The sequence below is a fragment of the Collinsella sp. CLA-ER-H4 genome, from assembly GCF_040092395.1.
Lineage (GTDB): Bacteria > Actinomycetota > Coriobacteriia > Coriobacteriales > Coriobacteriaceae > Collinsella.
Genome location: NZ_JBBNLQ010000001.1, coordinates 422,913 through 436,336 on the forward strand (window position 1 = coordinate 422,913; position 13,424 = coordinate 436,336).

Sequence of the window (13,424 nt, forward strand, 5' to 3'; positions counted from 1 at the left end):
ACCTAGGCCTCCTTGGTCGTAGAAATAGAATCGGACGATACTTCGACAGGTACGCCAAAAGTACGGGCAGCTGCGGCTCCACCGGCAAGCGGAGTCGCCATCTGGGCTTTTGCGCGTCGCGGTGCCGAAGCGGGAAGTTCAAAGGCAAAGCCCATCGCAAGCAAAAACCACGTAAGCGTATAGGTTGCAACCAGAGCGGCAACAAGGCCGCCCATCACGGCGCGTTGGGAAAATACGCTACATGCAGCCACAACCAGCACCGGAACCTCGCAAGCAGAAAGCGCAAGCACACCCTGCAGGAACCCCGAGCGCCGATCGCGCGCAAGCGCCCCCGCGGTAACGCCGGCTATGCCTGGCAGCGCCAACGCCAGTGCGGCAATAATACCTGGTAGCGACCAAGACCACACGAGCGATCCCAAAGTCGCCGTCACGCGAGTGCCCGACGCCAGCAGCGCGGCCGAAACCACGACCACAGCCCAAACCACGCCACAGACGACCGTCGCGCCGACCATCAGCGTGCGACGAACCGCGCGGCCGGACGCATCCATGGGGCACGGCGTGAGCGGCTCGCCGCGGAGCGAACGACCGACATTTTGCGCATAGTGGTCACAAAACGCCGAGAGCGCCGCCTCGACCGCCGCCGGCTCGGGACGATCTTTTTGATGGCTGGACAGACAGGCCATCACCACGTCGAACAGCTGGGCATCGACAAACGCCAGCGCATCGCGTAGCTCTTCGGAATCCGGCTCAAGCCCTAGCTGCTGGGCCTGCTCGGCCGCGGCGAGCGCCACATCGGGCTCACGGCGAAGCAGCTGAGTCAAATCACAACCGGGCGCATGGACACCGATGGGATAGTCGGGTCGCGTGTCCATCTTGAGACGATAGGGGCTCGCGATGTCGCGCGTCTTTTTGCGCGAACCCGAGGTGCCCGAAGTGCCCGGCGCGGCTTCGTATGGCGCGACGCCGGCAATGAGCTCGTAAACCGTGCTTGCCGCGGCATAGACGTCAATCGCCGGCGACATACGCAAAGCGCGCAGGTCGGGAATATCGTCGGTGAGCATCTCGGGCGGGGCATAGGCAACCGTCGCGCGACGCAGCGTGGCATAACGCTCCGTAAACGACGCCTTGCCGCCGGTACCGGCCACGGCCGACGCAGGCTCGAGCGCCAGCGACGAGCCAAAGTCGATCAGGCACAGGTCAAAGGTGCCCTCGGCAAGCTGCCGGTCAAGCGGCAGGCGCGCCGTGCGCACCATAATATTAGCGGGCGAGATATCGCGATGGACAAAGCCCTCGCCCACCAGGCTCATACGGCAGAGCAGATCGAACAGGTCGCGACCCAGACGCGCCGCCACAAGCGGCGACAGGCGTCCGGCATCGTCCACGGCAAGTCGCGAACGCAAGCGGGCAAGCGTCTCGCCCTCGACCCATTCCATGACAATTGCAGGCACACCGTCGACCTCGCCCCAGCCATAGAGGCGGGGAAAGCCCTTAAGGCCCGAAAGGGCGCGATGGCATTCGTATTCCTCGCGAAACGCCGCCTTGAACTTGGCGACCAGCGCCTCGTGAGCGGCATCGTCGTCAAACTCATCGCGCGTCGGCAAGATGAGCTGCTTGAGTGCCACGGCCTCGCCTTGGGCGTTGACGGCACGCGTCACGCGGCCGATACCGCCACGGCGCATGGTGGCATCGTCGGCAAACAGCATCGTAAAACGACGCAGATAGGCAGGCAGTTCGTCCTGACCGAGCGCAATGGCCGGCTCAAACCCGTCGACACGCGCCAGGCGCAGGCCGACCATGGGATCGCGACCGAGCGATTGTGGTGTGGTGGATGCAAGATCGGTCATCATAGGGCAAGCGCCGCCACGTTATTGTTGAAGTTACCGAGTGCGACGTCATCATCGCCGTAATGGCCGACCCATTGACATAGGTTGGTATAACAGCCCCACAGATTGGCATACTGCTGATACCACTTTGACCGGGGCGAGAATGTCTGACGACCGAACTCGGCTCGAATGACAAACATCTCCCCGACCAGGCTGTCGCACGGCCTGGGATCTCCCGTAGAGTTATAGGTCGAGACCACGTCATTGGCACGAGAAACATAGCCGTCGAGCATGTTGTACTTGGTCACAAGCCAACTGTGAATGCTCTCTTCCTCAGCAGCGGAAAGGCCACCGGAGTTTGCATCGTTGTCAGTGTTGCCGCCCGTCGAGCCGCCGTTTCCAGACCCTCCGGTAGAGGAACCCGCCCCAGAGCCGCCGCCCGAACTCGATGAATCCGAGCCAGAGCCAGAAGTATCCGAGCTACCGGGCTTTCCGGACTGCTGGGCGTCCTGCTCCTTCTGCTGCTCGACCTTATTCACCGTTGCCGCCACGCTATTGTTGGACAACCGATCGATGATCTTGGTGTTGGTGAGCACGATGGTTTTGCCATTGGCAAGCGTGACTTCGTTGTCCGGGGCCTCGGCGCCGCCCGCATCGTCGGTGCCAAAAACAATATGCGCGACCACACTTGCCCAAGCATATCCAGTCGTGGTGCCCAGATCACTTTTGACCTCATGCCCAACGCGCGGCTCGCGTGCGGCATGCGCCTGCATCATGGACGGCACGGTCATGCCATAGGCAGAAACGCCAGCTATGACCAGCACCAGCGAGCACGACAGCAGTGCGTACGCCCGCGGTGCCAAGCCCAGTCGGCGTCGCATGCGCACCGCGGCGCCGCGCTTTATCTGAGTGCCACCGGGCCGCATGCGTTCTCCTCCAACAAAAACACGCCGCTCAGACGCGGCGCATTCATTCGAATCCATATTTGAGTGTATCAGCGAACCCAAAAGGTTGCGCAACGAATGGGCAAATTAAGGATACGAGCGGAAGCATCCATGCGATAAGCGGATACGAAGCATCTTTGTTGCACAACAAACTCACAGTCGCACGGGGAAATTATGACTACCCCGTGCGTCGCGAGGAAAACATACGGCAGGAGCAGGCTCGCCGCCTAGATCGCGCGGCGGTCCTCGATAGCGCGGCCAAGTGTAAGCTCGTCGGCATACTCCAGGTCGCCGCCCACGGGCAGGCCGCTCGCCAGACGCGACACCTCGACGCCCAGCGGCTTGATAGTGCGGGCCAGGTAGCTCGCCGTGGTCTCGCCCTCGATGTTGGGGTTGGTGGCGATGATGACCTCATGGATATCCTCGTGGCCCAGGCGCGCCAGCAGCTCGCGAATGTGCAACTGCTCGGGACCAATCTTGTCCATGGGGCTGATCACGCCGCCCAGCACATGGTACAGGCCATGGTAGCTGCCCGTGCGCTCGATTGCCTGGACGTCGCGCGGCTCGCCCACCACGCAAATGCGAGTGGTATCGCGCATCGGGTCCTGGCAGATGGAGCACTCGTCGGCCGTGGCGTAGTTAAAGCAACGGCTGCAAAAGTGGACCTCCTGCTTGACCTCCAGGATGGCCTCGGCCAGGCGGCGGGCCTCCTCGGCATCGGCCTCGAGCAGGTAATAGGCGATGCGCTGGGCCGACTTGGGACCAATGCCCGGCAGACGGCCCAGCTCATCGAGCAGTTTTTGCAGACTGTGATTCGCACTCATATATATGCGTGTCTTAGAACGGCATGCCCGGGATGTTGAGGCCGCCGGTGATGGCGCCCATCTGCTTGTTGGCGAGCTCGTTGACGCCGCGGACGGCCTCGTTGACGGCAGCCATGATCATATCCTGCAGCATATCGACGTCCTCGGGATCGAGGGCATCGGGATCGATGGTGAGGTTGACGAGCTCCATCTCGCCGTTAACGGTCACCTTGACCATGCCGCCGCCGGCAGAGGCGTCGACGGTCTGGGACTTGAGGTTCTCCTGCGCGGCGGCAAGCTGCTCCTGCATCTTGCGAGCCTGCTTCATCATCTGCTGCATGTTCATACCGGCCATGATGGCTCCTTTACGTGCGGCCGCGCGACAAGCTGCAAGGGCAGCCGGAGCACGGCGGGACTTTCAAACTCAAAAATCGTACCACGGCGCGCTGCGAGAGAGCGGGGCGGACGTGTTACCTCAGTCGATATACATGTCCTGGAGTGCAAGCCGCACCCATAGATTATGCAAAGTTGAATAATTCGCATCTGCATAATATTGAAAGCTAAATCTTGTAGAGCCGGAATCCGGCATTTAATGCGTACCACTAAATGGCTAAATGCCGAGCCACTGCTCGAGGCGGCGCTCATGACGGCGGGGTATAATTTGATTGCAATAGATAGCAATTTGGAGGTGCCCCATGAATGCCCCCGACGCGCTCCAAAACATCCGCTCAAAACACCCCGTTGCATATGTGGTTCTCTATCTCTTTGTCGGCTGGGCATTGCTGGTTATCATCACCCATGCTATAGCCTTTGGAGCAGAACTACTGATAGCCAGCTCGGACCAGCCCGTCGTCAAATGGGAAGCGACCGATGAGTGCACCGACGGAACTCGAACCATTTACTACAACAGCCCGTCCCTCTACCAAGAGTTCAAGGTCAAGATAAAGGACTCCAAGATTGTCGATGCCGAACTAGGCGCTTTCTTGACAATCGGAGCAACCGTCAACGCCGAGCAAGTCGAGCACACGGACAGCCATGCGACGTATCGTATCGACCTCAGCATCCTAGGCCGACCGTCACGTACCTGTCTGCTCGAATGCGAGATACGCGGCACCGCGTTGCACATGTCCGAAATACAGATGCGCCCGGGCAAAGAGATCTCTTCTTGAGCAGCATACCCGCCCGCACGGTTACTCCACCGGTTTGAAGATGGTGGACTGGCCGAAGACGCTGCGGATGAGGGCTTTGGCCTCGTCCTCGGTCTGCGGGATGCTCGGGGCTGCACCCTGATGGCCGAAGGGGCTGCCCGCACCGGGATTGGATTCCCAGGGAGCGGCGGGGACGTCGTCGTTTGCAGAGGCTGCGGGTGCCACAGCAGCGGCCTTGGTCGCGGACGCCGCACCCGGCACGTCGAACGGGGGCAGATTGTCCCCGCCGGCATCGGCAGCAAAACCACCGACCATAGCATCGTCGTAGGGCACCTGCTCGGATTCCCATGGCGCAGCCTGCGCAGGCGGCTGAGCCATGGGGACGGACGCGCGCTCGGGCGCTCGGGGCGCGGGCTCGGTCGGGAGCTTGCCCGTGGCAGGAGCACCGGCAGGGTTGTCGGAGCGCAGCCAAGGGGCCTTGGCCAGGTCGGATGACTTGGGCGCAGGCGCGGCAGCGGACTTGGGCGCGGGGATCGGAGCAGCCGGTTTGGGCGCAGCGGGTTCAGGCGCCGACGGGGTCGGTGCCGCTACCGGCGCCGCTTTTGGCTGCGTCGCGCTGGCGCTCGAGGATGCAGGGGGCACCGAGGACACGGGTTGCGGGTCCGCAGATACCGCAGCCCGTGCAGATGGAGAATGCTCCTCATGTTGAGGAGCCGGCGTGCCACCCCCATCCAGGACATAGTCGACGGTACGACGACCGAAGACCGCGCAGACCGTCGGCAGGACCACCGACTGCGTATCGGCGCGACCGAGCATCTTGATGGCAAAAGTCGAACCCGCGGGGAACGAGACCGTGAGCTTGGAGCCGTCGTCGGCCGTGGCGCGGGCGTTGAGCAAAAGCCCTGCGTAGGAGGCCTGACGAGCCTTGACGCGCTCGACGACCTCGGCCCATTTGCGCTGGAGCTCGCCGGCGTCCTCAACCGCGGGGGTCTCGGCAGCACCGGCGGCGGCAACCTGGGCGGCGTTGTTGGGCTTGGACACCGACACGGTCGATGCAGCAGGCGCGGAAGCCGGAGCCGCAACGGGCTGAGGTGCAGACGTTACAGGTCTGGGCGCCGGCGCAGGAGCCGCGGACTTGGTCGCAGGCTGGGCAGCCGGAACAGCAGCGCCGCGGTCCCAAGGCATACCGCCCTGGCGCGCGGACGTAGCAGCGGGGGCAGCGGATGCCGCCGGAGCGGCAGCACGAGCGCCCGAAATGAGCGTCGGCTGTTGGGCAGCAGCGGGTACGGATGCTGCAGGCGCGGCGGCCTGAGCAGCAGCCACGCTCGCCGGCACGGCGCCGTTGGCAATCATGGCCTCCAGGCGTGCCACGCGCTCGGCCAATGCCTCAATCGTTAAATCGGCCTCGGGACGCGCCAGACGCGTGCAGGCAATCTCGAGCACCAGGCGCACGTCGCTCGCGCCCCTCATCTCCAGTGCGGCATCGTCGAGCACCGTCAGCACGCGGGCCAGGCGGTCGGCAGGATGCTCGCCAAAGGCAGCGGCCTCGGCAGCAAGCGCCTCGGCCTGCTCGGAGCCGCCCTCAAACAGCTCGGCACGGGCACCGGCAACGCAGGCAACGTACACGTCGCGCACATGCGCCACCAGGTCGCGCGTCAGCTCCAGCAGGTCATTGCCCTCCTCGACCTGCGCACGGATCAGTCCATAGAGCTCGGCAACATCGCGATCGGCAATGGCGCGGGAAAACTCGCCCAGAATCTGGTCCGAAACCTCGCCCAAAAGCGAGCGGGCGTCGTCCGCATGCACAGAACCGTTGCCAAAGACGCTCAGCTGCTCCAGCGTGGAAAGCGCGTCGCGCATACCGCCCTTGGCATGGCGCGCCACAATGGCGAGTGCCTCGTCGTCGTAATCGAAGCCCTCCTGCTCGCACACGTAAGACAGGCGATGCTCGATATCCTCGTTGCCGATGCGGTGGAAATCGAAGCGCTGGCAGCGTGAGAGAATGGTCTCCAGAATCTTTTGCGGGTCGGTGGTGCACAGCACAAAGATCACGTGTGCCGGCGGCTCCTCAAGCGTCTTGAGCAGCGCGTTGAACGCCGCCGTCGTGAGCATGTGGACCTCGTCGATGATATAAATCTTGTACTTGCCGCGCACTGGGGCAAAGTTGACGGAGTTGATGATCTCCTCGCGCACGTTGTCCACGCCGGTACGGCTTGCGGCATCGAGCTCGTAGACATCGGGGTGGTTACCCTCGGCAATGAGCTCGCACTCCTCGCAAGTACCGTCGGGCATGCAGCCGCTTGCACCCTCGGCGCGCGCCGCCTCGGCATTGCGGCACAGCAGCGCCTTGGCCAGAATGCGCGCCATGGTGGTCTTGCCCGTGCCGCGCGGTCCGCAGAACAGGTAGGCGTGGGACAGGCGCCCCTCGGTGATGGCGTGCTCGAGCGTCGAGACGATATGCTGCTGGCCCACCACGGAGTCAAAGGTGAGCGGGCGATACTTTCGGTACAACGATTCCATGGGTGCTCCCCCGGGTATACTGAGTCTTGTTGCCGCGGCGGCCATGCGGTCGCACGGCATACTGCATTCCATAATAACCCGTACGGCGAGCCCGCCGCGATAGGAGTCCAAAGAGCATGGCAGACGCAGAGAGCAACCTCGTTCCCTCCGAAGCAGCCGACCAGGTCGAGGTCGCGCTCGAGGAGCAGGCCGCAGCCGATGACGGCATCCTGTACCTCAACGAGTACCAGTACGAAAACGACCTGGTCACCGACTTCGCCCGCCTGGTCGCCTCGCCCAGGCGTCGCGGCTCGCTGTATGTCGCCGCGGCAGTTGCCGCGCTCATCGGCATCGGCATGCTGGTGGCCGGCGGCAGCTGGATCAAGTTCGGCGTCGTGTTGATCGTGTTCGGCGCCTTTTTGGCCTGGTGGAGCAAGAACCTGCACCACACGCTCGCCCGCGACTTTATCGACGCCGTCGAGGCCGACGAGTCCATGGGTGGCCGCTATCGCCGCGTCGCCGCCAACGAGGACGGCCTGATGGTTTGGGGCAAGAGCGGCAAGTCGCAGTTCTTCCCGTTTGACAAGCTCGACCACGTACTCGACGGCGAGCGCATCTTTGTGGCCATGTTCGCCGACCAGGGCGTGACGATCCCCAAGGACACCTTCGTCCGTGGCGATGCCGAGCAGTTCGGTCCCTTCCTCAAGGCCCGCATCAACAAAAAACTCCGCATCGAGACCAAGAAGAAGAAAATGAAGGCCGAGAAGGCCGCCGCCGAGGCCAAGCAGGGCGACAAGCCCCAGGACAACAAGGGCAAGCAGCGCAAGCAGAAGAAGAACAAGAAGAAGCGCTAAGGCCAAGCCAGACGGGCAGCCTCGCATCCCGCTATCCTCCCCATGCACCCGAGCGTGCTACACTAGCAGCATCTATGCCACCGCGAACGGCTCGGCCCCGCGCCCGCCGCTCGCAAACGAACTTTAAACGCACGAGGGTTGGCCATGCCGCTTTTCTCGCAACATACCGCCCGGTTCTCGCCGGACGTTCCTTTGGAGGGCACCAGCTCTCGCGAGCTGCTCAAGCGGTACCAGCCGCTCGAGACACTTGCGACCGGCGGTTTTGGCTCCATCGAGATCTGCCGCGACACGCACCTGCGCCGCCGCGTCGCCATTAAGCGCATCCCCCTTATTAACGGTGTCGGCATGCCCGCCAGCGACATCATGGATGTCCTGCGCGAGGCGCACACTGCCGCCATGCTTCAACATCCCAACATCGTGCAGGTCATCGACTTTACGCACGACACAGCCTATGCCTACCTAGTTATGGAATATGTCGATGGCATGTCGCTGGCCGAGTTTTTGCACCGCGTGGACGGTCACTCACTTACCTTTGACGAGGCCGCGGCCATTGCCGATGCCCTAGGCCAGGCGCTCACCTTCGCCCATAGTAATGGCGTACTCCACCTGGACATTAAGCCCGCCAACGTGCTCATCGACCACTCGGGCAATGTAAAGCTCACCGACTTTGGCATGGCGCGACTGTCGTCCGCCGGTGGCTTTGGCGGCTCGCGCGGCGGCACCATCGGCTACATGCCGCCCGAGCAGCTCGATATCGAGACCGGCACGGTCGATGAGCGCGCCGATGTCTTTGCCCTCGCCTGTGTAATCTATGAGGGCCTGTGCGGCAGCGCTCCCTTTATGGCGGCAACGCCCGCCGACTCGCTCGACCGCATCATCGGCGGCGCCACCTATCCCAGCGAGCTGATACCACACTTTCCCCCGGGAGCCGAGGCCGCGCTCATGAGCGCGCTCTCCCCCATGCCGCAGGACCGCCCCAGCAGCGTCGAGACATTTTGCGACCAGCTCCTTGCCGGTCTGGGCAGCGTGCGCGAAGGCCGTCGCAGCCTGGAGCAAATGGTTGGCGAACTTTCGGATGACGAGCAGGAGCTCGACGATATCGAGCCGTCGCACTACGAGGACGACGCCATCGAGGTCGACCCCGCACTCGGCTGGGCGGGCACGCGCTGGAGCCATGCGCGCGACTACACCATGCGCACTATCTCGGCGCTAACGTGCGGCACCTTTAGCTTTTTGCTGATGCAAACGGCCGGGGTCGCGGCGCTTCCCGGCCTGGTCATTGCGGCCATCGCGATCGGAGTGGCGGCTGGCCTGGCCCCCCAGATTGGCTCGGCCATCTCGGCTGTGGGCTTTTTGGTGCTCATGGCCAACGCCACCATGCAGGCACAGGGCATCCTGTCGATGCTGCCCGTCGCGGTGATCTTTGCCGCCGCCATGTCCGGTTGGTGGATCGCCTGGGGTCGCACCGAGGCTGCCGCGAGCGCCACGCTCACCTGTGCACTCGCGCTTGGCTGTCTGACCGGCAATACCTTCCTGGCAGCTGGGGTCGCCGCCGGCGTCGCGTCATTTTGGCTCGGCCCGGCAAGCGCCGCCGCGGCAACGGGCATGGGCGCGCTTTTTGCCCGTCTGGCCACGGTCGCGCTTTCAGCCGGAGGCGTGCTGGGGCTCGGTAACGTTGCCGCAGCGCTGGGAGACCCGCTCCTTTGGGCTGCCTTTGTGCTGGTCGCGGCAACTGCCGCGGCGTCATCTGCGCTGCTCAATGCCCATGCCAAGCGTGCCAATCAGGGCTCAAACCTTGCCGCAATCGCCGCAATCGCTGTCACCGGCATCGGCTGCGCAGCGGCGTCCTGTCTTGCACACCATATGGAAATTGCCAGCCTTGCAGCCGCGGTCGTCGCCAAGGCGGCGGTTGCGGGAACCCTATCCTCTATAATCGTTGGGATATGCCTATATTTGCTCGGATACCAAAGAACCTATACGGAGAGTGATCTTTCGTGAACTTCCTGAACATCTTCGAGGACCACGTGGCCGGCATCTTCGGTGCCACCCGTGCCCCGTTCTCCTTTAAGAAGCTTGCCAAGCAGGCCGCTCGCGACATGGAGGATCAGACTCTGGTGATCAACGGCGTCAACACGGCGCCGGCACTCTATACCATCCTTATCGCCGCCGACGACGATCCCATGCTCGCCCCGTTCTACCCCGAGCTTTCGCGCGAGGTCCGCGAGTTTGTGAAGGCGCAGGCCGAAAAGCGCCGCTATGTCTTTGTCGGCGAGCCCCTCGTGCGCTTTATGATCGATCCGCAGCTGCGCGCCGGCAAGTTCTCGGTCTTTGCCGAGAACGTCGATGCCCCCACGCTCGGCCGCCTGTACGAAGAAGAGCGCGCCTATCAGAACGGCCTGGGCCAGAACAACTCCGCGGCAAGCCGTGCCGCCAGCGCCCCGCGCGCCGGCCAGCAGCAGTTTGCCGCCCCGCAGCAGCAGCGCCCCGCCGCCATGCCCCAGCAGCAGCCGACGCCTCGCGCCGCCGCTCCCGACCCGCTTGCCGTGGCAGACCCCTTCGCGCCTAGCGTCCCCGACCCCGCCGCCGCACCCATCCCAGTGCCGCAGACCGTCTCGCGCGACGCGCTTGCCGGCATGGGCGGAGCCGCCGCGACCGGTGCCGCCGTGGGCCTAGGCGCCGCAGCCGGCATCGCCTCCAACATGGCGAGCACTCGCGCCCCGCAGCGCCCGCTCGCCCAGCTCGTCGACGTCGTGAGCGGCGAGAGCCATAGCATCACCTCCGCACAGGTGACCATCGGTCGCGAGCGCTCAGTTTCCGACATTGCCCTGCGCGACCCCAACGTGTCGCGCCGCCACGCCCAGCTCACCTTTACGGGCTCGGATTGGTCGATCGAGGACCTCAATTCCACCAACGGCACGCTCGTCAACAACCGCCGCATTACGCGCTGCCCGCTGCGCAACGGCGATCTGCTGACGTTTGGCCTGAGTACCTTTGAATTTAGGGGATAGTCGCTTATGAACATCGATATCGTCCTTTTTGCAGGCCGCATCGTCTTGGTCGCCCTGCTCTATATCTTCCTGTTCGCCGTCATGAAGACCGGCGTGGGACTTGTGCGCGGGCAGCGCCGCGACTCGGCTATCTGGACGATTGATGTGGACAAAGGTCCGCGCGGCATCCGCGGCATCCACGTAGACATGCTCGGCCCCGTCATCGTCGGCCGCTCGCCGTCTTCGGACATCTGCATCAACGAGCCGTTTGTCTCGGCCTCGCATGCGCGCTTTTCGCTGCAGGGCCCGGCGCTCATCATCGAGGACCTCAACTCGCTTAACGGCACGCTCGTCAACGGCCGCCAGCTCGTGGAGCCCGCAACGCTGCGCGAGGGCGACGAAGTCCAGATTGGCGACGTGGTCATGAAGGTGAACCGTCGATGATCGACGAGGAGAACAAGTCCGCAACTATGACCGAGGCACCGGCCGCCACTACAGCTGCGCCGGCCCACGCCGCTCCGGCGGGCTCCGCACCCGTGGAGCCCGAGGACACCGTGTTCTCCCTGCCTCTTTCGCATGTCACGCATGATATTTCGGATCTCGCCGATAACGAGGACGAAGAGGATGCCGTAGCGGCGCCCATCGGCGCACATGCTGCGGAACAGCCCACAGCGCCCGAAGCAACCCCGGCGCCGGCTCACTTTGCAGAGCCCGTCGCCGCGGCAATCAACGAGAGCGCTGCGGTGTTTGCGGCACCCGAGCCCGCCGCGCCGGCGTTTCCCATAGCCCCGGCATCCGAGGTTGCGCCCGCGTCTACGCCGGCGCCCGAGGCAGGGCCATCCCCCGAGGACGGCCCTGCGCCCGCAAGCGAGTCCGATGCCGTGGCCGAGCCCGCCGCCCAGTCGCAAAGCACACCCGCGCCGTCGCACTTTTCGACGCCCGAGCCTATAGACGTCAGCCCGCAAGACGACGAGTCGACCGCCCACGTGTCCGAGGAGCCCGACTCCCCGGACACCGACAATTCCGAATCAAACGCCGAGACCGACACCGTCTCTCCCGGTGACACAGCCGAGATCGACGTTGCCGCCGTTGAGGCCAAGCTCAAAGACCCCGGCTCGACCATGAGCTTTGAGCCCCTGACCGAGGAGCGCATCGAGACCGACTCGACCTATGATGCCGGCACCACCACGCAACTCATGTGGGGCGCCCGCTCCGACGTTGGCTGCGTGCGCCCGCACAATGAGGACTCCTACCTGGTGCAGTCGCCGCTCTTTTGCGTATGCGACGGCATGGGCGGTCACGCCGCCGGCGAGGTAGCCTCTTCTATCGCCGTCGAGACTATTGCCAAAACGGCCCCACAGTCCGCCGACGCAGCACGCTTGGCCGCAGCCGTCGAGGCCGCTAACGCCGCCGTAATCGAGGCCGCCTTGAACGGCCTGGGCAAGCCCGGCATGGGCTGCACAGCCACTTGCGCCTATATCGAAAACGACACGCTCGCCATCGCCCACGTGGGCGACTCTCGCGCCTATCTGCTCCACGAGGGCACGCTCATCCGCGTGACCCGCGACCACTCCTACGTGGAGGAGCTCGTGGACGCCGGCGAGATCACGGCAGACGAGGCTCGCGTCCACCCCAACCGTTCGGTCATCACCCGCGCACTGGGCTCGGACCCCGCCATGTATGCCGACCACTTCACCCTGCATATCGAGGAAGGCGACCGCCTGATCCTGTGCTCCGACGGCCTTTCGAGCATGATTCCCGATAGCGATATCGAGAACATCGCCACGCAGTCCTCAACCGCGCAAATCTGCGTCGACAACCTAGTGGACGCGGCGCTTGCTGCCGGCGGCCACGACAACGTGACCGTAGTAGTCGTTGACCTGGTTGACGATGGCGTTATGCGCGAGGCGCAGCGCGTGCGTCGCCGCAACATTACTATCGCCGCCATTCTGGCCCTCGTCTTTGTGCTGGCAGCTGGCATCTGGGCCTACACGGGTGTCACCGGCTCGTACTACCTGGGTACCTACCAGGGCAATGTCGCCGTCTGGCGCGGCCTGCCCGGCAAGCCGCTCGGACTCAAGCTCCACTGGCTCGAAAGCGAAACCAGCATCAAGCTATCCGACCTGCCCGAAGACACGCAAAACCGCCTCAAGGCGGGCATTCCGCAAACAAGTGTCGACGATGCGCAGGACACGATATCCAAGTACCGCCACCAGATCGACGAGGAGCAGACCCGCCAGGTGATCGACGCGCAAACGATTCGCGACAACACCAATCAGGGATCAACCTCCGAATCAGATTCCGAGAAAACCGCCGAACAGTCCGCCGAGGCCGAAGCCTCCGATAAGAATTAGAAAGGGAGTGCC

At 63.9% G+C, this 13,424-nt stretch carries 11 protein-coding genes; 6 read left to right on the forward strand and 5 right to left on the reverse strand.

The genetic code is table 11. The annotated features are described in order from the left end of the window. Positions 1-2: 2 nt before the first annotated feature. The 4 genes from AAAX34_RS01775 to AAAX34_RS01790 form a co-directional block, all read right to left on the reverse strand. A complete protein-coding gene (locus AAAX34_RS01775; protein WP_349109784.1) occupies positions 3-1,844 on the reverse strand; it encodes a hypothetical protein in 1,842 nt (613 codons plus the stop codon). Beyond that, positions 1,844-2,749, reverse strand: coding sequence for a hypothetical protein (locus AAAX34_RS01780; RefSeq protein WP_349109785.1), 906 nt, complete (start codon positions 2,747-2,749; stop codon positions 1,844-1,846). The genes AAAX34_RS01775 and AAAX34_RS01780 overlap by 1 nt, the downstream gene beginning before the upstream one ends. A gap of 245 nt (positions 2,750-2,994) precedes the next feature. Next, entirely contained in the window at positions 2,995-3,591 is a 597-nt protein-coding gene (gene recR / locus AAAX34_RS01785) for a recombination mediator RecR (protein ID WP_349109786.1), read from the reverse strand. Between the two features lie 13 nt (positions 3,592-3,604). Continuing rightward, a complete protein-coding gene (locus AAAX34_RS01790) occupies positions 3,605-3,925 on the reverse strand; it encodes a YbaB/EbfC family nucleoid-associated protein (protein WP_006235174.1) in 321 nt (106 codons plus the stop codon). Between the two features lie 340 nt (positions 3,926-4,265). On the opposite strand from AAAX34_RS01790, the gene AAAX34_RS01795 reads away from it, so the two are divergent. Continuing rightward, positions 4,266-4,739 (forward strand): hypothetical protein, encoded by a 474-nt coding sequence (locus AAAX34_RS01795; RefSeq protein WP_349109787.1) that lies wholly within the window; start codon positions 4,266-4,268, stop codon positions 4,737-4,739. A 21-nt stretch (positions 4,740-4,760) separates the two neighbouring features. Here the strand turns inward: AAAX34_RS01795 and dnaX are convergent, their stop codons facing one another. Next, a complete protein-coding gene (dnaX, locus tag AAAX34_RS01800) occupies positions 4,761-7,238 on the reverse strand; it encodes a DNA polymerase III subunit gamma/tau (RefSeq protein ID WP_349109788.1) in 2,478 nt (825 codons plus the stop codon). A 116-nt stretch (positions 7,239-7,354) separates the two neighbouring features. Between dnaX and AAAX34_RS01805 the strand changes: the two genes are divergently transcribed. The 5 genes from AAAX34_RS01805 (at position 7,355) to AAAX34_RS01825 (ending at position 13,412) form a co-directional block, all read left to right on the forward strand. Beyond that, a complete protein-coding gene (locus AAAX34_RS01805) occupies positions 7,355-8,071 on the forward strand; it encodes a hypothetical protein (protein ID WP_035136733.1) in 717 nt (238 codons plus the stop codon). A gap of 144 nt (positions 8,072-8,215) precedes the next feature. Beyond that, on the forward strand, positions 8,216-10,069 hold the full coding sequence (locus AAAX34_RS01810; protein ID WP_161115184.1) for a serine/threonine-protein kinase: 1,854 nt from the start codon (positions 8,216-8,218) through the stop codon (positions 10,067-10,069). Beyond that, positions 10,066-11,079, forward strand: coding sequence for an FhaA domain-containing protein (locus AAAX34_RS01815; RefSeq protein WP_035136732.1), 1,014 nt, complete (start codon positions 10,066-10,068; stop codon positions 11,077-11,079). The genes AAAX34_RS01810 and AAAX34_RS01815 overlap by 4 nt, the downstream gene beginning before the upstream one ends. 6 nt (positions 11,080-11,085) lie before the next feature. After that, complete coding sequence (locus AAAX34_RS01820) at positions 11,086-11,502, forward strand: FHA domain-containing protein (protein WP_006235180.1); 417 nt, start codon at positions 11,086-11,088, stop codon at positions 11,500-11,502. Further along, the gene (locus tag AAAX34_RS01825) at positions 11,499-13,412 is read left to right on the forward strand and encodes a Stp1/IreP family PP2C-type Ser/Thr phosphatase (protein ID WP_349109789.1); all 1,914 of its coding nucleotides are present in this window, start codon (positions 11,499-11,501) and stop codon (positions 13,410-13,412) included. The genes AAAX34_RS01820 and AAAX34_RS01825 overlap by 4 nt, the downstream gene beginning before the upstream one ends. The last annotated feature ends 12 nt before the right edge of the window (positions 13,413-13,424 follow it).

Excerpts from the sequence above, each read along its gene's own strand:
- AAAX34_RS01775 (WP_349109784.1), bottom strand. The coding sequence starts at position 1,844 with ATGACCGATCTTGCATCCACCACACCACAATCGCTCGGTCGCGATCCC.
- AAAX34_RS01780 (WP_349109785.1), bottom strand. The coding sequence starts at position 2,749 with ATGCGGCCCGGTGGCACTCAGATAAAGCGCGGCGCCGCGGTGCGCATG.
- recR (WP_349109786.1), bottom strand. The coding sequence starts at position 3,591 with ATGAGTGCGAATCACAGTCTGCAAAAACTGCTCGATGAGCTGGGCCGT.
- AAAX34_RS01790 (WP_006235174.1), bottom strand. The coding sequence starts at position 3,925 with ATGGCCGGTATGAACATGCAGCAGATGATGAAGCAGGCTCGCAAGATG.
- AAAX34_RS01795 (WP_349109787.1), top strand. The coding sequence starts at position 4,266 with ATGAATGCCCCCGACGCGCTCCAAAACATCCGCTCAAAACACCCCGTT.
- dnaX (WP_349109788.1), bottom strand. The coding sequence starts at position 7,238 with ATGGAATCGTTGTACCGAAAGTATCGCCCGCTCACCTTTGACTCCGTG.
- AAAX34_RS01805 (WP_035136733.1), top strand. The coding sequence starts at position 7,355 with ATGGCAGACGCAGAGAGCAACCTCGTTCCCTCCGAAGCAGCCGACCAG.
- AAAX34_RS01810 (WP_161115184.1), top strand. The coding sequence starts at position 8,216 with ATGCCGCTTTTCTCGCAACATACCGCCCGGTTCTCGCCGGACGTTCCT.
- AAAX34_RS01820 (WP_006235180.1), top strand. The coding sequence starts at position 11,086 with ATGAACATCGATATCGTCCTTTTTGCAGGCCGCATCGTCTTGGTCGCC.
- AAAX34_RS01825 (WP_349109789.1), top strand. The coding sequence starts at position 11,499 with ATGATCGACGAGGAGAACAAGTCCGCAACTATGACCGAGGCACCGGCC.